Annotated in this window: 22 protein-coding genes; 12 read left to right on the forward strand and 10 right to left on the reverse strand. The window is 67.1% G+C overall.

Annotated elements, in window-relative coordinates; genetic code table 11:
• The first annotated feature begins 88 nt into the window (after nucleotides 1-88).
• The 8 genes from DK26_RS07630 to DK26_RS07665 all read left to right on the forward strand — a co-directional run bounded on the left by DK26_RS07630 (nucleotide 89) and on the right by DK26_RS07665 (nucleotide 5,768).
• Nucleotides 89-562, forward strand: a complete 474-nt coding sequence (locus DK26_RS07630; RefSeq protein ID WP_066469964.1) for a RidA family protein — start codon at nucleotides 89-91, stop codon at nucleotides 560-562.
• Nucleotides 562-1,311 carry a glycerophosphodiester phosphodiesterase family protein gene (locus DK26_RS07635; RefSeq protein WP_066469969.1) on the forward strand — a complete coding sequence of 250 codons (750 nt, stop codon included), beginning with the start codon at nucleotides 562-564 and terminating at the stop codon, nucleotides 1,309-1,311. The genes DK26_RS07630 and DK26_RS07635 overlap by 1 nt, the downstream gene beginning before the upstream one ends.
• The gene (locus tag DK26_RS07640) at nucleotides 1,308-2,549 is read left to right on the forward strand and encodes a GNAT family N-acetyltransferase (protein WP_083533039.1); all 1,242 of its coding nucleotides are present in this window, start codon (nucleotides 1,308-1,310) and stop codon (nucleotides 2,547-2,549) included. The genes DK26_RS07635 and DK26_RS07640 overlap by 4 nt, the downstream gene beginning before the upstream one ends.
• A complete protein-coding gene (locus DK26_RS07645; RefSeq protein WP_248309891.1) occupies nucleotides 2,539-3,294 on the forward strand; it encodes a 2'-5' RNA ligase family protein in 756 nt (251 codons plus the stop codon). Before DK26_RS07640 ends, DK26_RS07645 begins: the two co-directional genes overlap by 11 nt.
• A gap of 54 nt (nucleotides 3,295-3,348) precedes the next feature.
• The gene (locus tag DK26_RS07650) at nucleotides 3,349-3,777 is read left to right on the forward strand and encodes an HIT family protein (RefSeq protein ID WP_066469973.1); all 429 of its coding nucleotides are present in this window, start codon (nucleotides 3,349-3,351) and stop codon (nucleotides 3,775-3,777) included.
• 81 nt (nucleotides 3,778-3,858) lie between these two features.
• Nucleotides 3,859-4,326 (forward strand): carboxymuconolactone decarboxylase family protein, encoded by a 468-nt coding sequence (locus DK26_RS07655; RefSeq protein WP_066469976.1) that lies wholly within the window; start codon nucleotides 3,859-3,861, stop codon nucleotides 4,324-4,326.
• A gap of 72 nt (nucleotides 4,327-4,398) precedes the next feature.
• Entirely contained in the window at nucleotides 4,399-4,863 is a 465-nt protein-coding gene (locus tag DK26_RS07660) for a carboxymuconolactone decarboxylase family protein (protein ID WP_066469977.1), read from the forward strand.
• Nucleotides 4,864-4,877: 14 nt separating this feature from the next.
• Nucleotides 4,878-5,768: a sigma-70 family RNA polymerase sigma factor gene (locus tag DK26_RS07665; RefSeq protein WP_066469980.1), complete on the forward strand. Its 891-nt coding sequence runs from the start codon at nucleotides 4,878-4,880 to the stop codon at nucleotides 5,766-5,768.
• 48 nt (nucleotides 5,769-5,816) lie between these two features.
• Here the strand turns inward: DK26_RS07665 and rpiB are convergent, their stop codons facing one another.
• The 8 genes from rpiB to DK26_RS07705 form a co-directional block, all read right to left on the reverse strand.
• Nucleotides 5,817-6,266: a ribose 5-phosphate isomerase B gene (rpiB, locus tag DK26_RS07670; RefSeq protein ID WP_066469983.1), complete on the reverse strand. Its 450-nt coding sequence runs from the start codon at nucleotides 6,264-6,266 to the stop codon at nucleotides 5,817-5,819.
• Between the two features lie 112 nt (nucleotides 6,267-6,378).
• The gene (locus DK26_RS07675; RefSeq protein WP_066469986.1) at nucleotides 6,379-6,735 is read right to left on the reverse strand and encodes an AzlD domain-containing protein; all 357 of its coding nucleotides are present in this window, start codon (nucleotides 6,733-6,735) and stop codon (nucleotides 6,379-6,381) included.
• Entirely contained in the window at nucleotides 6,732-7,466 is a 735-nt protein-coding gene (locus DK26_RS07680; RefSeq protein ID WP_066469990.1) for an AzlC family ABC transporter permease, read from the reverse strand. Before DK26_RS07680 ends, DK26_RS07675 begins: the two co-directional genes overlap by 4 nt.
• Before the next feature lie 205 nt (nucleotides 7,467-7,671).
• Complete coding sequence (locus DK26_RS07685) at nucleotides 7,672-7,950, reverse strand: hypothetical protein (protein WP_066469993.1); 279 nt, start codon at nucleotides 7,948-7,950, stop codon at nucleotides 7,672-7,674.
• Nucleotides 7,951-7,954: 4 nt separating this feature from the next.
• Complete coding sequence (clpA, locus tag DK26_RS07690) at nucleotides 7,955-10,468, reverse strand: ATP-dependent Clp protease ATP-binding subunit ClpA (RefSeq protein WP_066469996.1); 2,514 nt, start codon at nucleotides 10,466-10,468, stop codon at nucleotides 7,955-7,957.
• A 46-nt stretch (nucleotides 10,469-10,514) separates the two neighbouring features.
• Nucleotides 10,515-10,901: an ATP-dependent Clp protease adapter ClpS gene (gene clpS / locus DK26_RS07695; RefSeq protein ID WP_066470246.1), complete on the reverse strand. Its 387-nt coding sequence runs from the start codon at nucleotides 10,899-10,901 to the stop codon at nucleotides 10,515-10,517.
• 259 nt (nucleotides 10,902-11,160) lie between these two features.
• Complete coding sequence (locus DK26_RS07700; protein WP_066469999.1) at nucleotides 11,161-12,246, reverse strand: aromatic ring-hydroxylating dioxygenase subunit alpha; 1,086 nt, start codon at nucleotides 12,244-12,246, stop codon at nucleotides 11,161-11,163.
• 216 nt (nucleotides 12,247-12,462) lie between these two features.
• Nucleotides 12,463-12,807 (reverse strand): phasin family protein, encoded by a 345-nt coding sequence (locus DK26_RS07705; RefSeq protein WP_066470002.1) that lies wholly within the window; start codon nucleotides 12,805-12,807, stop codon nucleotides 12,463-12,465.
• Between the two features lie 329 nt (nucleotides 12,808-13,136).
• Here DK26_RS07705 and DK26_RS07710 point away from each other — a divergent pair, with 329 nt between their 5' ends.
• A complete protein-coding gene (locus DK26_RS07710) occupies nucleotides 13,137-14,831 on the forward strand; it encodes a serine hydrolase (RefSeq protein WP_083533040.1) in 1,695 nt (564 codons plus the stop codon).
• Nucleotides 14,832-14,848: 17 nt separating this feature from the next.
• On the opposite strand, the gene DK26_RS07715 is transcribed toward DK26_RS07710, so the two are convergent.
• Both DK26_RS07715 and DK26_RS07720 read right to left on the reverse strand, forming a co-directional pair.
• Complete coding sequence (locus DK26_RS07715) at nucleotides 14,849-15,577, reverse strand: hypothetical protein (protein WP_083533041.1); 729 nt, start codon at nucleotides 15,575-15,577, stop codon at nucleotides 14,849-14,851.
• Nucleotides 15,574-16,323, reverse strand: a complete 750-nt coding sequence (locus tag DK26_RS07720; RefSeq protein WP_066470006.1) for a hypothetical protein — start codon at nucleotides 16,321-16,323, stop codon at nucleotides 15,574-15,576. The genes DK26_RS07715 and DK26_RS07720 overlap by 4 nt, the downstream gene beginning before the upstream one ends.
• 199 nt (nucleotides 16,324-16,522) lie before the next feature.
• Between DK26_RS07720 and panC the strand changes: the two genes are divergently transcribed.
• From panC to DK26_RS07735, 3 genes are all read left to right on the forward strand, one after another.
• The gene (gene panC, locus DK26_RS07725) at nucleotides 16,523-17,371 is read left to right on the forward strand and encodes a pantoate--beta-alanine ligase (protein ID WP_066470007.1); all 849 of its coding nucleotides are present in this window, start codon (nucleotides 16,523-16,525) and stop codon (nucleotides 17,369-17,371) included.
• A 156-nt stretch (nucleotides 17,372-17,527) separates the two neighbouring features.
• The gene (locus tag DK26_RS07730) at nucleotides 17,528-19,396 is read left to right on the forward strand and encodes a caspase family protein (RefSeq protein ID WP_066470009.1); all 1,869 of its coding nucleotides are present in this window, start codon (nucleotides 17,528-17,530) and stop codon (nucleotides 19,394-19,396) included.
• Nucleotides 19,397-19,412: 16 nt separating this feature from the next.
• Nucleotides 19,413-20,282, forward strand: a complete 870-nt coding sequence (locus DK26_RS07735; protein WP_066470011.1) for a serine peptidase — start codon at nucleotides 19,413-19,415, stop codon at nucleotides 20,280-20,282.
• The last annotated feature ends 37 nt before the right edge of the window (nucleotides 20,283-20,319 follow it).

Here is a 20,319-nt window from a genome sequence, read left to right on the forward strand (position 1 = left end):
GCATCGGCCAAGCCGCGCCGCGCTTGCGACCTTGCCTGCCATCGGCGATGAAAGGCTCCTGTCCAGCGCAGGCCGGGAGCCTCTCATCATGAACGCCATCGACACCAAGCTCGCCGCCCTCGGCATCACGCTGCCGGCACCGGCCGCCCCGGTCGCGAACTACGTGCCCTATGTCATCACCAGCAATCTGCTGGTGATCTCCGGCCAGCTCTGCTTCGGCCTCGACGGCAAGCTCTCCGACAAGCACAAGGGCAAGCTCGGCGCCGAGATCTTCAACGAGGCCGGGCTCGAGGCAGCCAGGCTCTGCGCCATCAACGTGCTGGCCCAGGCCAAGGCGGCGCTCGGCGGCGATCTCGGCCGGATCAGGCGCTGCGTCCGCCTCGGCGGCTTCATCAATGCCGCCCCGCACTTCGCCGCCCTGCCCGCCATCATGAACGGCGCCTCCGACCTGATGGTCGAGGTGCTCGGCGATGCCGGCCGCCATGCCCGCTCGACCGTCGGCGTCGCCAACCTGCCGGCCGACGCCGCCGTCGAGGTCGAAGCCATGTTCGAGATCGCCTGATGGCAGCTCAAGCCTGGCTGACGGCCCGCCCGATCGCCCATCGCGGGCTGCACGATCTCGCGAGCGGCGTAATCGAGAACTCGATCTCGGCGGCGCAGGCCGCCATCGCAGGCGGCTTCGCCATCGAATGCGACGTCCAGCTCAGCGCCGACGAGGAGGCGCTGGTCTTCCACGACTTCACTCTCGACCGCCTGACCGGCGAGACCGGCCGCGTCGATGCCCGGAAAGCCGCCGAGCTTGCCGGCATCGGGCTGAAGGGCTCGGGCGACAAGATCCCGACGCTCACCGGCTTCCTCGATGCGATCGGCGGCAAGACGCCGTTGGTGATCGAGATCAAGAGCCGCTTCGACGGCGACTTGCGCCTGGCGAAGCGCACCGCCGAGATCGTCGCCGGGCACAAGGACCGGCCGATCGTGCTGAAATCCTTCGATCCCGTCATCGTCGCGGCCCTGCGCGAGCTCGCTCCCGGCTTCGCCCGCGGCATCGTCGCGATGAACGCCTATGAGTATGGCGACTACGTCCATCTCTCGCCGGATCAGAAGCACGCCCTCGCCAATCTCCTGCATTACGAGCAGAGCCGGCCGGACTTCGTCTCCTGGAAGGTCGCCGACCTGCCGAGCGCCGCGCCCTTCCTCTGCCGCAAGGCTCTGGGGCTGCCGCTGATGAGCTGGACCGTGCGCACACCAGAGGACCGGGCCCGCGCGGCCGAGCATGCCGACCAGATGGTTTTCGAGGGCTTCCGCCCTTGAGTGAAACCGGTCTGCACGGGGGCCTCACAGTCCGCGTCACGACCTCGCTGAAAAGCGTCCCGGCCGCGGACTGGGACGCCTGCGCCAATCCCGGCGCCGCCGCGAAGCTTGAATCAACCTCTCAGGCAACGGATTCAGTTTCTCAGGGAGATCCGGACAACCCCTTCGTTTCACACGCGTTTCTGCGCGCGCTCGAAGAGAGCGGCTGCGTCGGCGGCCGCACTGGCTGGTCGCCGGCCTATCTGCTGGTCGAGGACGAGGCGGGCCGGCTGATCGCCGCCGCCCCCTCCTTCGTGAAGGGCCACAGCCAGGGCGAATACGTCTTCGACCATAGCTGGGCCGAGGCCTATATGCGCGCAGGCGGGCGCTACTACCCGAAGATCCAGGTCGCCGCGCCGTTCACCCCGGCGACCGGGCCGCGCCTGCTCGTCGCGCCCGGCGCGCAAGCCAACGAGGCGCGCGAGGCGTTGATCGCCGGCCTGGAAGCGCTGCGGGAGCAGGTCCACGGCTCCTCAGTACACGTCACCTTCTCGCAGCAGGCCGACCTTACGGCTCTGCTGGAGGCCGGCTATCTCGAACGCCACGACATCCAGTTCCATTGGCAGAACCAGGGCTTCGCCAGCTATGACGACTTCCTCGCCACGCTGGCCTCGCGCAAGCGCAAGGCACTGAAGCGCGAGCGTCGCGAGGCGCTCTCGGCGGGGATCGAGGTTTCGGTGCTCTCGGGCTCCGACCTGACCGAGAGCGTCTGGGACAATTTCCATGCCTTCTACGAGGATACCGGCTCGCGCAAATGGGGCCGGCCCTATCTCAACCGCCGCTTCTTCTCCGAGATCGGCCAGCTTATGGGCGAGCGCGTCGTGCTGGTGCTGGCGCGCCGGGCCGGGCGCAACATCGCCGGCGCCATCAATTTCCGCGGCGGTAACACGCTCTACGGCCGCAACTGGGGCTGCATCGAGGACCACCCCTTCCTGCATTTCGAGCTCTGCTACCATCAGGCCATCGACTATGCGATCGCCCAGGGGCTCGTCCGGGTCGAGGCCGGGGCGCAGGGCGAGCACAAGCTGGCGCGCGGTTACCGGCCGGTGATCACCCGCTCCGCGCATTTCCTCGCCGACCCAGGCCTGGCGCGCGCCGTCGCCGCCTATCTGCCCGGCGAGCGCCGCGAGATCGCCGCCGCGAAGCTCGCGCTCGAAGCCGAACTGCCCTTCAGGTCCGGAGCTGACCTTGCCGACTGAGTTCTGCAGCGACGATGCGCTGGGTTACCGCCGCAGCCTGACCGACTTCTCCGCGCCGCTGGCACTCGACGAGAGCTATCGCCTCGCCCATCTGCCCTTGCTGGCGCCCGAGCATCCGCGGGTGATCCCGCGGCTCGACGGCCGCGGCTACGAGATGGGCCGCCACGCCGAGATCTTCTCGCTGGTGATGCCGGTGCCTAAGGACGCGCCGGACGCTTCGCCGGCTTGGCGCGCGCTGGAGGCCGAGCTGCGCGCCGCCCCCTTCGCCGGCAAGATCGCCTGGGGCCTGCTGCCGAAGCGCGCCGAGCGGCTGCACGCCACCATCGTCGGCTCGCTCGGCCGCGGCGAGCGTCCCGCGATCGCTCCAGATATCCGCACCCGGCTCGCCGCCATCGCGCCCTTCGAGGTCGAGCTGCGCGGCCTGTTCTCCGGCAACGTCAATCTCGGCCGGCTCTATCTGCGCGCCTATCCGCAGCTGGCGCCGGGCCTCAATCCGTTCCAGCAGATCCAGCAGGTCTTCGGCCGCCCGTCCGGCGACCTCTATCTCCTCGGCTACTACAACCTGATCGACGATCTCGACGCCGGGGAGACGCAGGCGCTGGCCGCGCTGCTGGCGCGCTGGTGGGAGAAGCCCCTGCTGCGCCTGCGGGTCGATGCACTCTGGCTGATGGGCGCGAGCGACGACCTCGTGCTCGACAGCCGCATCGTCGAGACGCTGCCGCTCGGCGCCGCCTCCCCGGCTTGACCTTTCTCCCGCGGCGGCCTCCAGCTTCCGCCAGCCCAAGACAGGAACACCGCCATGACCGCCTACGACCAGAACAACATCTTCGCCAAGATCCTGCGCGGCGAACTGCCGGCCCACCGCGTCTATGAGGACGACAAGGCGCTGGCCTTCCTCGACATCATGCCACGCGCGCCCGGCCACACCCTGATCATCCCGAAGAACCCGGCCCGCAACCTGCTCGATGTCGCGCCGGCCGATCTCGCCCATGTCGCCCAGGTTTCGCAGCGCATCGCGCGGGCCGGGATGAAGGCCTTCGCGGCGGACGGGATCACGGTGCAGCAATTCAACGAGAGCGCCGGCGGCCAGGTCGTCTTCCATCTCCACGTCCACGTCATCCCGCGCCATGACGGCATCGCGATGAAGCCGCCGGCGAGCGTGATGGCCAAGCCCGAGGAACTGACCGAGGCCGCCGAGAAGCTCCGCGCCGCGCTGAAGGACGCCTGACCCGAAAAAATAACGCGGCGCATGTCACACGCCCGCACCCTGCCTCGTCCTGGTCTGCATCAGCCAATGATGGAGACCAGGATGACCCAACGCCTCAACGCCTTCCAGACCGCCCCCGAAGCCTACAAGGCCATGCTCGGCCTGCAGGAATATGTGAACCAGTCGACGCTGGAACACAGCCTGCAGGAGCTGGTGAAGATCCGCGCCTCGCAGCTCAATCGCTGCGCCTACTGCCTGCACATGCACATGGCCGATGCCCGCAAGGCCGGCGAGAGCGAGGCCCGCATCACCCTGCTCAGCGCCTGGGAAGAGTCGGAACTCTACACCCCGCGCGAGCGCGCCGCCCTGCGCTGGACAGAGGAGCTGACCCGGCTCACCGAGCGCAGCCCGAGCGACGAGGCCTTCGCCGAACTGCGCGAGCATTTCAGCGAGAAGGAGATCGTCGATCTCTCCGTCGCCATCGGCATGATCAATGTCTGGAATCGGGTCAATGCCGGCTTCCGCACCCGCCACCCGCAGGATCGCCGGCGCGAGACCGCTGCGGCCTGACCGGCGCATCGTACAGCCGGCCGGGCGCGGCTTCGCACCGGCCGAGCTTTCCCCTTTTGCGGAGATCCCGCCATGACCAAGCGCCTGAACCCCTACACCGCCGCGCCCGAGACCATGAAGCCGCTGATCGCGCTCGAAGCGACGCTCAAGGAGAGCGGGCTCGAGCATAGCCTGATCCATCTCGTGAAGATGCGGGCCTCGCAGATCAATGGCTGCGCCTACTGCCTGCACATGCATTCCGCCGATGCGCTCAAGGAGGGCGAGAGCCCGGCGCGGCTTTTCCTGCTCGACGCCTGGCACGAGTCGGCGCTCTATAGCCCACGCGAGCGCGCCGCCCTCGCCTGGACCGACTCGCTGACGCTGATCTCGCAGACTCACGCGCCGGACGAGGTCTATGAAGAGGTGCAGCGCCATTTCAGCCCGGAGGAAACGGTGAAGCTCACCATGCTGATCGCCACGATCAACAGCTGGAACCGCATCGCCATCGGCTTCCGCTCGGCCCATCCGAACGACCGGCCAGCCGTGGCCGCCGCCTGAGGACGGGGCCCGCGATGACCTCAGCGCCTGCCAGCGACCCGTTCGATAGCCATCGCCGCTTCCTGACCCGCCTCGCCTATCGCATGCTCGGTTCGGTCAGCGATGCCGAGGACATCGTGCAGGAGGCTTGGCTGCGCTGGCGCGAGACCGATCAGGCGGAGGTCGCGCAGCCACGCGCCTTCCTGGCGCGCATCGTGACGCGGCTCTGCCTCGACCAGATGAAATCGGCCCGCAGCCGCCGCGAGTTCTATGTCGGCAGCTGGCTGCCGGAGCCGCTGGTCGAGGCGCTCGGCGGCGAGGCGCCGGCCGATGCCGGGGTCGATGCGCCGATCGCGCTGATGCTGGCGCTGGAGCGCCTTTCCCCGCTCGAACGCGCCGCCTTCCTGCTGCACGACATCTTCGAGATGGATTTCGCCGAGATCGCCCGCACCATCGATCGCAGCGAGAGCGCCTGCCGCCAGCTCGCCAAGCGGGCGCGCGAGCATGTCCGTATCGACGTGCCGCCGCGCAACAAGGTCGACCCGGCCGAGGCGAAGCGCTTCGTCGATGCCTTCTTCAAAGCGGCCCACAAGGCCGATCCGAGCGATCTCCAGGCCCTGCTGGCGCAGGATGTCGCCTTCCACAGCGATGGCGGCGGCAAGGTCCTGGCGGTGATCAACCCGCTCTACGGCATCGACCGCGTCTCGCGCTTCTTCGCCGGCATCAACGCCAAGCTCGCCCACCGCGACAAGCCGACCACCCTCTTCAAGCCGGTGCTGATCAACGGCCTGCCCGGCTATCTCAGCCTCGAACGCGGCGAGACCCTGCAGGCGACCGCGCTCGACATCCGCGACGGGCGCGTCCACGCGATCTACATCGTGCGCAACCCCGACAAGCTCAGGCATCTCAGCCTGTCGGATGCATAGGCTCGCCAGAACCGCGGCAGAGCCCGCGGTTCCGACGCAACGAACGCGCTAGCCTTCCAGCGCCTCGATCATCTCGACCCGCGTCGCATGCCGACCGCCTTCGAATTCGGCCGCCAGGAAGGCGTCGACGATATCGAGGGCCAGCCCCTCTCCCACCACGCGCGCGCCGAGCGACAGCATGTTGGCGTCGTTGTGCTGGCGGATCATGCGGGCCGAGAAGGTGTCGGCGCAGACGCCGCAGCGGATGCCCTTCACCTTGTTCGCCGCCATCATGATACCCTGGCCGGTGCCGCAGAAGATGATGCCGAACCGGCAATCGCCGGAGGCGACGAGCCGCGCCGCCGCCTCGCCATGCTTGGGATAGGGCGTGCTTTCCGGCGTCGCAGGTCCGATGTCGACCACCACCCAGCCCTGCGCCGCGACATGGGCGGCGATGGCCTGCCGGAGCTGGATCGCGGCATGATCGCTTGAAAGCACGATGCGATTGCTGGCCGTCATGGAGAATATGTCCCGTTTCCCGAGGGCAATGCGGCTTCGTCAATGAAACCGGTGATCTTGCAAGACGACAAATCGCCGGTCCGCATCCGAAGCAGCCGGTGGCGATGCTCCACTATATCAGCCACCAGGCCCCGCCGATCAGCACCGCCTCGGCCGCGACGACTGCCAGCATCACCCTGCGATTGGTCAGGATCACGATCGCGACCGGAACTGCGATCGCAGCGAGGCGGACCAGCAGCGGCACATCGGCGAGCACGCCAGGCGGCGTCAGCATCAGCTTGGCGACGACCCCCGCGAGCAGCGCCGTCGCGACCAGCCGCACCCATTCGAGCCAGGGCGAGCCGTCGTCGAGGCGACGGGCGAAGGCGACGGCGAGCCATCGCCACATCTCCGTCGGGATGACCGCGAAGAGCAGGAGGGCGAGATAGGGCCACCAGGGACCGTCGAGAAGCGCGATCGGCGCGGTCATGCGCCTGCCCTTGCGCGCCGGCGCCAGCGCTGCGCCGCGAAGGCGATCGTCCCGCCGACGAGGCCGCCGGCGAGCAGATCGAAGCCGCCGCCGATCGCCCAGCTTGCGACCGGCGACAGCGCGAGGCCGAGAAAGATGGCGAGCCCGTCGCCGAAGCCGCGCGCCCCGACCGTCAGCGACGTCATGAAGAAGATCGGCGACAGGGCGAGGAGTCCGGCGGCGACCGGAACCGGCACAGCCCCGGCGAGATAGTAGCCGGCATAGGTGCAGAGCGCCGAGACCAGGATCAGCGCATTGGCGAAGCCGAGGAAATAGGTCGGCCGCTGTTCCGGCGGCAGTGCCGGCAGGCGGCGCAGCGCCTCGGTCCAGGCCGTGACGGCGACATAGTGCGACATGAGGATCTGGATGCCGACGCCCTGCCCCGGCCGGCGCAGCAGCGGCAGGAGCGCGATCGTCATCGGCAGGAAGCGCAGCGAGGCAAAGCCGATCGCGAGCGCGATCGCACTCCAGGCTGCGCCGGCTGCGATCGAGGCGAAGAATAGCACCTGCGACGGCCCGGCCCAGACCAGTATGGTCGACAGCACCGCGACCTCGACGGGATAGCCGACATCGCGCGCCAGCGAGCCGACGCCGACCAGGCCGAGGCCGACGACCCAGGCCGGTAGCATCAGCGCATCGCGAAAGCCGATCAGCGCCGGGCGCAGCCGCTGCCAGCGGCCGAGCGAACTCATGCGGACACCGGGCCGGCGTCGAACCTGCCGCGACACGGAAGGCGTGTCGGGAGCGGCGGCTCGGAGGGAAGCTGACTCATGAACGCCCTGGGATCGCGAATGCGCAGATCGACCCGGTCAGCCGACAACGCTTAATGCGCATTCCCGTCGCCGCGGGGCAGAGCCCTCGCCGCGCTTCAGACCTGCGCCCGGCGCAAACGAGGCGTCAGAAACTCTTCAGCGCCAGGCCGAGCAGCTCGTTCCCGAAGTCCACGATCTCCTTCGGCACGCCGCCGACGGCCTGATAGGCGAGCCACATCAGATAGATGAACGCCGGCACCAGGATCCAGCCCAGCACCTCCTCGAAGACGATGCGGCGCCGACGCCGGCGGGCGCGCTTCTCGAACCAGCCGAGCTTCTCCTTGGCCGCGGGCGCTGCCGCGGCTGCCGCCGTGGCTTCACTGTCCTGCGCCCAGGCGCTCTCGGATTTGCGTCGGAACCACACGGTCTCAGGCCTTCGTCAACGGGACTTTCGGGACGGTCCGGACACTGCGGGCCGCCTTTGGCGGCTCGACTGGCGCATCCGGCTTCGGGCCGCGCTTCAGGCTGCCGGCAGGGCCGGCCTTGGCCTTGCCGGTACCCTTGGCGCGCGGCTTGCGCGTACGCTTCTCGGCCGCGGCGGCGACGTCCTTCTCCGGCTTGGGCTTGGCCGGCCCGTCGGGGAATTCGAGGCCGAGCACCTTGATGCCGGTCTCGGACTGGACGACCACGACCTTGACCGCGCCGCCATTCTTCAGCCTGCCGAACAGCACCTCGTCGGCGAGCGGCGTCTTGATCGTCTGCTGGATCAGCCGCGCCATCGGGCGGGCGCCCATCGCCTCGTCATAGCCGTTCTCGACCAGCCAGTCGCGCGCCTCGTCCGAGAGCTCGATCGTGACGTTGCGGTCGGCGAGCTGCGCCTCGAGCTGCAGGACGAACTTGTCGACGACGCGCGCCACCACCGTCTTTGGCAGATGGCCGAAGGAGATCGTCGCGTCGAGCCGGTTGCGGAATTCCGGCGCGAACAGCTTGTTGATCGCCTCGGTATCGTCGCCCTCGCGCTTCGAACGGGTGAAGCCATAGGCGTTCTTGGCCATGTCGGCGGCGCCGGCATTGGTGGTCATGATCAGGATGACGTTCCTGAAATCGACCTGCTTGCCGTTATTATCGGTCAGCTTGCCGTGGTCCATCACCTGCAGGAGGATGTTGAACAGGTCGGGATGGGCCTTCTCGATTTCGTCGAGCAGCAGCACGCAATGCGGGTGCTGGTCGATCTGGTCGGTCAGCAGGCCGCCCTGGTCGAAACCGACATAGCCCGGAGGCGCGCCGATCAGCCGCGAGACGGTATGGCGCTCCATGTATTCCGACATGTCGAAGCGCACGAGCTCGACGCCGAGCGAGGAGGCGAGCTGGCGCGCGACCTCGGTCTTGCCGACGCCGGTCGGGCCCGCGAAGAGATAGCAGCCGATCGGCTTCTCGCCGTCGCGCAGCCCAGCGCGGGCGAGCTTGATCGAGGAGGACAGTGCCTCGATCGCCTTCTCCTGGCCATAGACGGTGCGCTTCAGCGTGGTCTCGAGATTGCGCAGAACCTCGGCATCGTCCTTGGAGACGGTCTTGGCCGGGATGCGCGCCATAGTCGCGACCGCCGCCTCGATCTCCTTGACGCCGATGGTCTTCTTGCGCTTGGCCTCGGTCACCAGCATCTGCGAAGCGCCGGTCTCGTCGATCACGTCGATCGCCTTGTCCGGCAGCTTGCGGTCATGGATGTAGCGCGCCGAGAGCTCCACCGCCGCCTTGATGGCGTCGTTGGTGTAGCGGAGCTTGTGGAACTCCTCGAAATAGGGCTTCAGCCCCTTGAGGATCTCGATCGTGTCCGGGATCGACGGCTCGTTGACGTCGATCTTCTGGAAACGCCGGACCAGCGCCCGGTCCTTCTCGAAGTACTGGCGGTATTCCTTGTAGGTGGTCGAGCCGATGCAGCGCAGCGAGCCCGAGGCGAGCGCCGGCTTCAGCAGGTTCGAGGCGTCCATCGCCCCGCCCGAGGTCGCACCGGCGCCGATCACCGTATGGATCTCGTCGATGAACATGATCGCCTTCGGGTGCTGCTCGATCTCCTTCATCACCTGCTTGAGGCGTTCCTCGAAATCGCCGCGATAGCGCGTGCCGGCAAGCAGCGTGCCCATGTCGAGCGAGAACACGGTCGCGTCCTCGAGCACCTCGGGCACCTCGCCGCGGATGATCTTCAGCGCCAGGCCCTCGGCGATGGCGGTCTTGCCGACGCCGGGCTCGCCGACCAGCAGCGGGTTGTTCTTCTGCCGGCGGCAGAGGATCTGGATGGTGCGCTGCACCTCGGCCTCGCGGCCGATCAGCGGGTCGATACGCCCGTCGCGCGCCTTGCGGTTGAGGTTGACGCAATAGGCTTCGAGCGCGCTTTCCTTCTTCTTCTTGTCCTTGTCGCCGTCATTGCCGGAATCGGAGCGTTGCTCGCGCTGCTGCTCCGGCTCCTCGTCGGTGCCGCGCACGGCGCGCGTCTCGCTGGCGCCCGGGCGCTTGGCGATGCCATGGCTGATGTAGTTGACCGCGTCGTAGCGGGTCATGTCCTGCTCCTGCAGGAAGTAGGCGGCGTGGCTCTCGCGCTCGGCGAACATCGCGACGAGCACATTGGCGCCGGTGACCTCCTCGCGGCCCGAAGACTGGACATGGATCACCGCGCGCTGGATCACGCGCTGGAAGCCGGCGGTCGGCTTCGAATCGTCGCGTCCGTCGGTGACGAGATTGGTCAGCTCCGCGTCGATGTAATCGACGAGATTGCGGCGCAGCGTGTCGAGATCGACGCTGCACGCCCGCATCACCGCGGCGGCGTCCTGGTCGTCGACCAGCGCCAGCAGCAGATGCTCCAGAGTGGCGTATTCGTGGTGGCGTTCATTGGCGAGCGCAAGGGCCCGGTGAAGCGCCTGTTCGAGGCTGCGCGAGAAGCTCGGCACGGTCAGCGCTCCTGATCCAGTTCAAGGGACGTGGTGGCGTTCAAGATCACTTCTTCTCCATCACGCATTGCAGCGGATGCATGTGCTTGCGGGCAAGGTCCATCACCAGCGTCACCTTGGTCTCGGCGACCTCGTAGGTGAAGACGCCGCATTCGCCGACGCCGTTCTGGTGGACGTGCATCATGATGCGCGTCGCCTCCTCCCGGTCCTTGTTGAAGAACCGCTCCAGCACGTGCACGACGAACTCCATCGGCGTGTAGTCGTCGTTGAGAATGAGGACGCGGTAGAGATTGGGCTTGCGGGTGCGGGTCCGGGTCAGCACCGCCGCGCCGGTGCCGCTGCCGTCGCGGCCGCCATCGACAGGCGCGGAAGGCGGGCGCGGCCTGCTGGCGAGCCTTGTCGCAGACCGGCCGAGGCGTTCCGCCGGCATCATACCGGCCAGGATATCGGTTTCGATCGGCATGGTGGCTGCTTGGTCCAAGGGTTCTCTTCCGGCGTTCGACCCCAAGATAGTGCTTCGCCCGTGAATTTACAGGCGTCGCGCCGGCTTCGCCAGCCCGTTCCCGCCACGGGCCACAACGAAGTGCCGTTTCCAAGGCAAGCGACGCAAGAACCCGGCCAGGCTGAACGAAAGCAGCCGGCCGGGCTCGAAGACGTGATTGCGGACGATGGCGTGCACCAGCCCGGCAGTCTTAGGTCCGCCAGCGAAGCCTTTCGGGCACCAGTGTGTTGCTGAAGGCCTTTCCCTCATGGCGGGCGGCGGCATAGTCGCGCTTCAGGCGGAAATACCATTGCGCCAGGCGGTCGGCCTGCCCGAGCAGCAGCATGGTCGGCTTGCGCTCGAGCCCCTGCTGGGCCAGTTCGAGGATCCGCTGGTCCTGCCGCAGGAAGGCCCGCGCCGCCCATCTGATCACGGGCGAAAGCGGCATGAGTTGCGGCAGGTCCGCGAGCAGCACATTGGTGAACAGCGTCCGGCGCGCATCGATCGGCGTCGCGAAGGTGGCGTTGATGATCGAGCGCTCGCCGATGCGGATGCGCTCGATCCGCTGCCCCGGCAGCAGGAAATCGACCTCCGTCTGCGGCCGGCCGAAAAGGCGATAGCCGCGCGAATTCGTCGAGGCCTGGTGTGCCCTCATCCGGAAACCGAAAGGCAGCGGCTCGAAATCCTTGACCTTCTCCCGCGCCGTCGCAGTCGGCCGCCACCACCAGGAATTATGGACATAGCCGACATGGCCGGGGTCGATCAGGCTGAGCACGCACAGATCATAGGAAGCCTCGACCAGAACCGATACGGCAACCCGGCAGAGCGCGGGGCCCGCCAGGGTCAAGGCCGGCACGGGCGGCGCTGCCGCCAGCCCCGTGCCCATATACAGCCAGATGATGCCGTCGCTCTCGCAGACCGGGAACTCGCCGACCTTGACCTGTCCGGGGTCGGCGACATCGCCATCGACCAGTGTCGGCATCGCCTGGCAGCGCCCATCGCCGCCGAAGCGCCAGCCATGGAAGGGACAGGTAATGGCCTCCCCGTCGAACCGGCCCTGCGACAGCGGCGCGCCCCGGTGCGGACAACGATCCCGCAGCGCGAAGAGGCGCCCGGTCTTCATGCGGCCAAGCACGACCTGCTCGCCGAGGACGGTGATGCTCGTCATCGCGCCCGCTGCGAGGCTGCCAGTGCTCTTGACGCAATACCAGGCCTCGCGCGGCGGCTCGCGAAACTCGCTGGCGGCGGGCGCTTCCGCCGTATGGGCCGCGCCCGCTATCATCGTCGAACTGGTCATTGCGGCCTCAGGCTCCAGCCGCGGCTTGCGAAGCGCCGCGCGGGCCGCAACCAGCCGCTCGCCAGTTGCAGGAACATTGCCGAAAGACTGCTTCCGGCCTGAACGGAGCAGCCAAACGCAAAGAAGCCCGGCCGAGGAGCCGGGCTTCTCAAATTCGTCGGATCAGGCTGCAGTCAGTGCGAGCACCGACCGCTTGCCGAAATCACGTGGCCGAAATCACTTGGCCGGGGTCGGGACCGACTTGGCGACGATGCCTTCGAACGGCTTGTAGGCGTCCTTGGCGATAGCCGAGAAGAGCTCGCCCATCTTGGTGACCTGGGCGACATAGCCCTCGAAAGCGGTCTTGACGTAGTCGCTCTGGATCTCGATGGCCTTGTCGAGCGTCTTGACGCCGGCAAGCTTCTCGATCGTGGCCGTGCCGGCCTCGAACGACTTCTTGGCGTAGTCGGTGGCCTCGACGGCGAGCGTCTGGACGCCCTTCGAGGTGGCGCCGAACGACTTCAGAGCAGCGTCGACGTTCTCTTTGGAGGCCTTCTGGATGGTCTCGAACTGCTGGATCATGTTTTTCCCTCAGCGCCTCGGGGGACGCCGCCTCTTGCTGGCGAGCCTTGCGGCCCAGGTTCCTCGCCCCAAGGTCGGATGAAACGCTCATCACCGGGGACCGCCTTCATATTGTGCAGCGCAACATAAAAGTCAAGGACACGTTGCAATGCATCAAATGCAAAGCTGCCCGGCCTGTCGAGGGAATGGTTCGCAGCCATACCGAGCGGCTATCGTCAGGCTTAACACCTCCGTAACCGCATCGCTCTAACCTCTCTCAGTGTGACCTTCCAGCCACGCCGAAGATCGGGCGCAGGTTGGGCGGCAAGTGTCGAGTTGAGGCGAGTTGCATGGCTTCTGGTTGCGTTGGTACCGGGCGCGGACGCTGGTTCGCGTTCATCGGACTGGTGAGTGTCGCTGCCGTGACCCTGGTCGCGACGGCCTCCCCCGCTGAAGCGGCGCGCAAGAAGCGTCGCCAGGTCAGTGGCGGCTACGCCCCGCCCTTCGCCGCGATGGTCGTCGACGCCAAGAGCGGCCGCACGCTGCACGCGGTCAACGAGGACGCGCCGCGCATCCCCGCCTCGATCACCAAGGTGATGACACTCTATCTGCTGTTCGAGCAGCTCGAGCGCGGCCGGATGAGCATGGATTCCCCGCTCAGGGTCTCGGCCAACGCCGCCCGGGAAGCACCGTCGAAGATCGGCTTCGAGCCGGGCGAGACGATCGCCGTCCGGGACGCGATCCTCGCCCTGATCACCAAATCCGCCAACGACGTCGCGACCACCGTCGCCGAGAACGTCGGCGGCTCCGAGGACGAGTTCGCGCGGATGATGACCTCGCGTGCCCGCTCGCTCGGCATGAGCCGCACCACCTTCTACAACGCCCATGGCCTGCCGCATGATCCGCCGAACCTGACGACGGCGCGCGACTTGACGATCCTCGCCCGCGCCATCCAGGAGCGCTTCCCGCGCTATTATCCGATGTTCGGCACGCGCGTGTTCAACTATGCCGGTGGCGCCTATCGCAACCACAACAAGCTGCTCGGCCGCATCGAAGGCGTGGACGGCATCAAGACCGGCTACACCCGCGCCTCCGGCTTCAACCTGATGACCTCGGCCAAGGCCGATGGCCGCCAGATCGTCTCCGTCGTGCTCGGCGGTCGTTCCGGCGCTTCCCGCGACAAGGTGATGGCCGATCTCGTGGTCGCCGCCCTGCCCCGCGCCACCAGCGGCGGCCGCAGCGCCCCGATGGTCGCCGAGGCTCCCGAGCCGCAGCCGGAACGCGCCCGCATCGCGGCGCCCGCCGTCGCGCCGGAGCCGCCGGCCCGCCCGGCCGCCATCTCCCAGGCCGCGGTTGCCCAGGCTCCGGAGCCCGCGCCGATGCCGGTGCCGCGCCCGCGCGTCGAACCCGAGCTGCCCGCCGCCGCCCGCGCCTATGCGGCGACGCCGACCACCACCCCGATCGCCCCGCCGCGCGCCATCTCGGCCAGCGCCGGCCAGCCGCTGCAGCTCTCCGGCATGCGCCCGGTTTCCGCCACGACGACGCCGTCCGCCATGCGCTGGTCGATCGGCGCTCCGCCGGCCGACGGCAAGATCCTGCGCCCGCCGGCGAACGTCGACACCACCTCCTCGATCGCCAAGGTCGCCGAGCCTGCGCCCGCCCAGGTCGCGCTGGCCCAGCCCGAGCCGCGCAAGATCGAGACGCGCCTGCCTGAGCCCGCCAAGGCCGAGCCCGCTCAGATCGCCAAGGCGAGCGAGCCCAAGCCGGCCGAGCGCCGCGTCGAGAAGGCCGCGCCCGCGTCGAAATGGGTGATCCAGCTCGGCGCCACCGACGACGAGTCGAAAGCCAAGGACATCCTCGCCCGGGCCCGCGCCAAGGCGTCCGGCCCGCTCGCCGACGCATCGCCCTTCACCGAGAAGGTCGAGGCCCGCGGCGCCACGCTCTACCGCGCCCGTTTCGCCGGCTTCGAGGAGTCCAAGGACGCCGAAAAGGCCTGCGCCCAGCTCAAGCGCGGCGGCTTCGCCTGCTTCGCGACCCGCGGCTGACCGATCAGGGAAGGAACTCAGCCATGTTTCTTCAGCAAGGTATCCTTGGCTTGATTGACGCGGGCGGCAAGGCCGCTGGTACCCCCGGCGTCCGGATGGATGCGTTTCATCAGGCCCCGATGGGCCTCGCGAACCGCCTCCTCCCCCGCGCCCGGTTGAAGCCCCAGGATCTCGTAGGCCTCCTGATCCGACATCGTGCCCGGGCGCGCCGCGCCGCCCTGCCCCGCGTCGCGGTGACGATCAGCGTCTTCACGCCAGCCGGGCGCCCGGCGGTCGAGATAAGCCTCTAGCAGCCGCGCCCCGTCAGGGTCCGTCGCGAGGCATTCGCGCATCAGCGCGCCGAGCTCGCCGAGATTGAGCTCGTCGAGATCGCGGCCGGCGAAACTGCCGGCCTGCACCTTTCCGGTGACGCCGCCGCTGTCATGGTCGAGCTCCATGGCGAGCAGGATCGAGGCCACCTTGGAACGGTCGGCCGATTTCGTGCCGCCCCAGTCCTTGGCCCATTCGGGCATCTTCAGCCCTCCCGGCCCATAGGCGCTCCAGCCGAGCAGCCAGGCGCCGAGACCGCCCATGAAGATCGCCATGTCGAGGCGGCCGCGCAGCATCATCAGCGCGGCGATACCGAGTGTCGCCGTGCCGCCGATCACCTTGCCGAGCTTGACCAGCTTCTTCGGGTCGGCGCCGGCGAACAGCTTCGACAGCCACCAGACCAGGATGACGGCGGCAATGCCGTAAAGCAGCGTCACGATCTGCGGCCCTCCATCGCCGTCAGCAATCCCTGGGCTGCCGGACTGTTACCCGCCAACCGCAGCAGCGCCTCGCGGCCGCCGCTCGCATAGGCGGCGGCGCCGCGCAACAATTCGAGCAGCGAGTGCGGCGCGTTGGCGTCGAAGCGCGCATGTGCCCCGCCGGTCAGCCGCGCGATCTCGGCGAAGGCGGCGCTCGCCGCCGGGTCGCCACCCTCCTGGAAGACGAAGCCGCGCACCCCGCGCAGGCCGAGCTCGCCGGCGAGCGCGCACAGCCTGTCGACATCCTCCTCCATCGCATCGCCGACATAGACGAAGGCGCGGATCGGCACCCGCCGCTCCTCGTCACGGATGTGGGCGAGCACTCGGCCGATCTGGGTCTGTCCGCCCTGGCAGGCGATGCCGTTCATCAGCCCGGTCAGGCGTCGCGGCTCGCCGATCCAGCCCGAGGCGCGGCATTCGGCGAAGCCCCGGAAATAGACGAGCTGGACCGCAAGGCCGCCGGTCTTGTCGGCAACCTCGAACATCCTGCCCTGCAGCGAGCAGGCGAGATCCCAGGTCGGCTGGCGGCTCATCGTGGCGTCGAGCGCGAAGACCAGCCGGCCGGCCTGGCCGGTCGCAAGCGGGGCGAGCTGCTTCGCCGCGCCGAGAAAGCGGTCGATCTCGCCGGGCTTCGAGCGCGCCGCGCCCTCGCTCGGTCGCGTCTCCTTCGTCTTGCCTACTGCCTTGCCGTCTTCGTTCGCCATGTCCTCGCCAAGCCGCTCGCCGGGATTCGCCTGTCCCGAAGATATTGGCCGCGCCGCCGGCATTTGCTACCCGTCCCGCAGCGCACCTTCCGTTTGACCAGCTTCGGTCGCACGCTCGAAAGCCGCGCAACGCAACGGATTGGGCGTCTTGGTGCGCGAAAGTGATCCCACTTCGCGAACCGTGCCCGGGAGGAACGGCATGGGGCAGGTCGCGGTTTTCGAGTCGGTCAAGGCGATGCGCGCCGCAGTAGCCGGTTGGCACGCCGCTGGCGAGAAGGTCGCGCTGGTACCGACCATGGGCGCGCTGCATCAGGGCCATATCGCGCTGGTCACCGAGGCGCAGAAGCATGCCAAGCACGTCATCGTCTCGATTTTCGTCAACCCGACGCAGTTCGCGCCGCATGAGGATTTCAAGAAGTATCCGCGGACGTTCGAGGGCGATCGCGCCCAGCTCGAAGCGGTCGGTGCCGACGCGATCTTCTTCCCGCCGGTCGAGGAGATGTATCCGCCGGGTTTCGCCACTCGCGTCCTGCTGCTCGGGCCGGCCGCGGTCGGCCTCGACGACCGTTTCCGCCCGACGCATTTTGAAGGCGTCGCAACGGTTTGCTGCAAGCTCTTCACCCAGAGCCGGGCCGATCTCGCCGTCTTCGGCGAGAAGGACTACCAGCAGCTCAAGGTGGTGACCCGCATGGCCGCCGATCTCGATCTCGGCATCGAGATCGTGCCGCTCGCGACCTTCCGCGAGCCCGACGGCCTCGCAATGTCCTCGCGCAACCGCTACCTCTCGCCCGATGAGCGGGCGCTGGCGCCCCTGCTCCACCGCGTCATGCAGGCGCTGGCGGCACGGCTGCGCAACCGCGAGGACCTGTTCCGCGCTGTCGGCGAGGCCCAGAGCGAGATCATCACCGCCGGCTTCGAGCTCGACTATCTCGAGGCGCGCCATGCGCAGACGCTAGCCCCCGTGACCTCGCTCGCCGATGGCCCGATCCGGATACTGGTCGCGGCGCGGCTCGGCGGCACGCGCCTGATCGACAATATCGCGGTCTAGAGCATTTTCGAGCGAAGCGGGGACCGGTCCGCGTAAAGAAAATTCGATAAAACAAAGAGATAGAACATTTGACGGCCACAACCCTAAATTGCGATACTGACGTGATAACCGCGGCTCCGCGGTCATCGCAAGCATCCTGTCGCGGGGGGTGGCAAGATGAAGGACAGGGCCGCCGTCGTTGTCGGCGTCGATAAGACGGGTGGACTGACGTCTCTCAAATCTGCAGCAGCAGGAGCAAAAAGCGTCGCAAAATGGCTGGACGAGGAAGGGAACTTCGACGTCAAGCTTTTGACTGACGATAGCGTTCCTGTCCTGGCGAAGCAGATCGAAGATGCGATCGACGCCTTCGTCCGCCCGCCAATCCGATACCGGATGTTGCTGCTCTACTTCTCGGGCCACGGCATCTGGCATGCCCGCTCGGACATCTGGATGCTGAGCCAGGCTCCCGGCCGCAGCGGCGAAGCCGTGAATCTCGCTGCGGCAATCGACACGGCCAGATATTGCGGCATCCCCAATGTCGTCTTCATCTCGGATGCATGTCGCTCATTGCCTGCCGACATTAACAATGCCCTGCTGAGCGGACAGAGCTGCTTCCCTTCCTATGACATCGGCGCCTCCGCCGCGAAGGTCGACGTTTTTCGGGCGACCACGCGCAATAAGGCCGCCTATGAAGCTGTCATCGGGAGCCAGACACAATCCCTTCTGACGAAGGCCTTGCTGTCGGCCTATGTCGACCCGCCGGAAGCGATCTGCCGCAAGCTCGGTCACGGCCAGGCACAATTCGAGGTCGTGCCGAACAGGCTTCTTGAAGACCATCTCCAGGAAACGGTCGATGATCTCCTCGATAAAATCGATCCGTCCCTGCAACAACCGATCGAAGTGGAAGTGCCCTCCGACGACGACATCTATATCGGCCGCGCGCGACGTACGGTTGTTGGTGGTGGCACCTGGATTCCGCCGCTCGATTTCGGATTTCCAGGCGCGGGCGAATGGGACAAACTCGCCAAAGCCGAAAGCTGGACAGGAGGGGGCTCGTCCTTCCCGGACATGCCCAAGCCTGCTCCCTCGCAACAGAAACCGCGCAGCCGCGTCCACGCGCGCGAGGAAATCGGCAGGGCCGCGCAGGAGGGCGTCCGGTCTGCGCTAGGGCTGGGAGAAGCCTCCGATTCTGCCTCAGGCGGAACGAACGCATTGGCAGCCATGTTGCAGAAGCTTGAAAAGGACGTAACCGAGCTCCTGCCGGCTGCCGATGTCACGAGCTTCGATGGCCGGATGGGCTTTGCATTGACGGGCGCCGGCGTCAGGCGCGCGGGGTTCCGGATGGTAGACGCCCCCGGCCCGATCGAAGCCCTTATCCCCAAAGTAGACGGGAGCGCCGCGACCCTCCTGAACATCCAGGAATCGGCCAAGGCAGCGAGCGTGATAATCGAACTGGATGACCACCGCTGCCTCTTGCTGCCGGCCTTCGAAGGCTATGTCGGACATTGTCGGGTCGGCCGGGGCGGGCTTCGGCATGTCAGCTACGTACCGCTTAAGGACACGCACCGCTGGCCTGCCTATCAAGCCCGCCGCGAAACGCTCGATATGCTTCGAGCCAACGTGGCCGTGGCAGCGCACTACGGGAAGTTCAGACTTCACTCCCGAAAGGACGCAGGGCGGCTCGCCGAAGAATTGTTCCAGTCGGACCCGGTCGATCCGACATTGGGTCTCTATGCGGCCTATGCCTTCGCCGAAGCTGGCCGCTCGTCCCTCGTAGCGAGGATTCGCGCCATGATGGCTGCAGACCTCGGCGTCGAGCTTTTCGATCTTGCCATGCTCACGCGCCGCCCGGGCGGTTCCGGGCAGGCGCAGACGGAGGCCGGTACCCTTCCCGCCGTTCCGCTGTTGACGGCAGGCTGGAACTTGGTCGCATCCCGCCAGATGCCATCGCCGGATTGGGCGGCGACGGCGAGCTCCTCGCTAGCCGGGTCGTTGTGGACGACCTTCGCGCCAGGCTGCGCCGATACGCTTTTTGAAGCCAACTAGCTCGAGGGAGCGCGCTATGCGGGTGTTGATGATCCACGGCCGGGCGCAAGGCGGCAAAGATCCGTCCGAACTCAAGAAGAACTGGTTGGCGACGCTGGAAATCGGATTGGCCGGCCATGGGAAGCCGCCACTCAACGCGAAGACTGTCGATTTTCCTTTCTATGGCGACCTGCTCGACGAACTGACGGCCAAGGCCAGCCTGCCGACGCCGGCCGATGTCGTGGCAAAGGGACCCGGTCAGAATGCCGAGTTCGAGCAGTTCCAGCGCTCGGTGCTGATGGAAATGAAGAAGGAGATGCGGATATCCGACGAGGAGGTCGCTGCGCTCCTGCCTGCAGGCGCGCCTCAAGAGAAGGGTCCGGAGAACTGGGCATGGGTCCAGGCGATCGTTCGACTTCTGGATCGTCACCTCACCCCGATATCCGACATGACGATCGAGAACTTCCTGAAGGACGTCTTTCTCTATTTGACCCGACCGAACATCACCAAGAGGATCGACAGGACCGTCGAGGCCATGTTGAGCGACGAGCCGACGCTCGTCGTCTCCCACTCCCTGGGAACCGTTGTCGCCTTCAACGTCCTGCGCAGGCACAAGGCCAAACTGAAGCTCACCAAATTCATCACGCTGGGCTCGCCGCTCGGCATCACGGCGATCAGTTCCAAACTTGGGGTCATCGAGAACCCCGCGGCAGCGGTCGGCTGGTACAACGCCTATGACGAGCGCGACATCGTCGCCCTGAATCCGTTGGATTCCTCTTACTTTCCGGTGAACCCGTCCGTCATGAACTACAACGCGGTGAAGAACCACACGGAAAATCGACACGGCATCGCCGGATACCTCAATGATCCCTCGGTCACGGCAACGGTGATGGCCGCCATGAAGTAAACGCGCGAGAAGCGGGCGCGCTCACCGGGCTCCAGGC

The organism is Allobosea sp. WAO (assembly GCF_001509835.1).
Lineage (GTDB): Bacteria > Pseudomonadota > Alphaproteobacteria > Rhizobiales > Beijerinckiaceae > Allobosea.

Excerpts from the sequence above, each read along its gene's own strand:
- DK26_RS07630 (WP_066469964.1), top strand. The coding sequence starts at position 89 with ATGAACGCCATCGACACCAAGCTCGCCGCCCTCGGCATCACGCTGCCG.
- DK26_RS07635 (WP_066469969.1), top strand. The coding sequence starts at position 562 with ATGGCAGCTCAAGCCTGGCTGACGGCCCGCCCGATCGCCCATCGCGGG.
- DK26_RS07650 (WP_066469973.1), top strand. The coding sequence starts at position 3,349 with ATGACCGCCTACGACCAGAACAACATCTTCGCCAAGATCCTGCGCGGC.
- DK26_RS07655 (WP_066469976.1), top strand. The coding sequence starts at position 3,859 with ATGACCCAACGCCTCAACGCCTTCCAGACCGCCCCCGAAGCCTACAAG.
- DK26_RS07660 (WP_066469977.1), top strand. The coding sequence starts at position 4,399 with ATGACCAAGCGCCTGAACCCCTACACCGCCGCGCCCGAGACCATGAAG.
- DK26_RS07665 (WP_066469980.1), top strand. The coding sequence starts at position 4,878 with ATGACCTCAGCGCCTGCCAGCGACCCGTTCGATAGCCATCGCCGCTTC.
- rpiB (WP_066469983.1), bottom strand. The coding sequence starts at position 6,266 with ATGACGGCCAGCAATCGCATCGTGCTTTCAAGCGATCATGCCGCGATC.
- DK26_RS07675 (WP_066469986.1), bottom strand. The coding sequence starts at position 6,735 with ATGACCGCGCCGATCGCGCTTCTCGACGGTCCCTGGTGGCCCTATCTC.
- DK26_RS07680 (WP_066469990.1), bottom strand. The coding sequence starts at position 7,466 with ATGAGTTCGCTCGGCCGCTGGCAGCGGCTGCGCCCGGCGCTGATCGGC.
- clpS (WP_066470246.1), bottom strand. The coding sequence starts at position 10,901 with ATGATGCCGGCGGAACGCCTCGGCCGGTCTGCGACAAGGCTCGCCAGC.
- DK26_RS07700 (WP_066469999.1), bottom strand. The coding sequence starts at position 12,246 with ATGACCAGTTCGACGATGATAGCGGGCGCGGCCCATACGGCGGAAGCG.
- DK26_RS07705 (WP_066470002.1), bottom strand. The coding sequence starts at position 12,807 with ATGATCCAGCAGTTCGAGACCATCCAGAAGGCCTCCAAAGAGAACGTC.
- DK26_RS07710 (WP_083533040.1), top strand. The coding sequence starts at position 13,137 with ATGGCTTCTGGTTGCGTTGGTACCGGGCGCGGACGCTGGTTCGCGTTC.
- DK26_RS07720 (WP_066470006.1), bottom strand. The coding sequence starts at position 16,323 with ATGGCGAACGAAGACGGCAAGGCAGTAGGCAAGACGAAGGAGACGCGA.
- panC (WP_066470007.1), top strand. The coding sequence starts at position 16,523 with ATGGGGCAGGTCGCGGTTTTCGAGTCGGTCAAGGCGATGCGCGCCGCA.
- DK26_RS07730 (WP_066470009.1), top strand. The coding sequence starts at position 17,528 with ATGAAGGACAGGGCCGCCGTCGTTGTCGGCGTCGATAAGACGGGTGGA.
- DK26_RS07735 (WP_066470011.1), top strand. The coding sequence starts at position 19,413 with ATGCGGGTGTTGATGATCCACGGCCGGGCGCAAGGCGGCAAAGATCCG.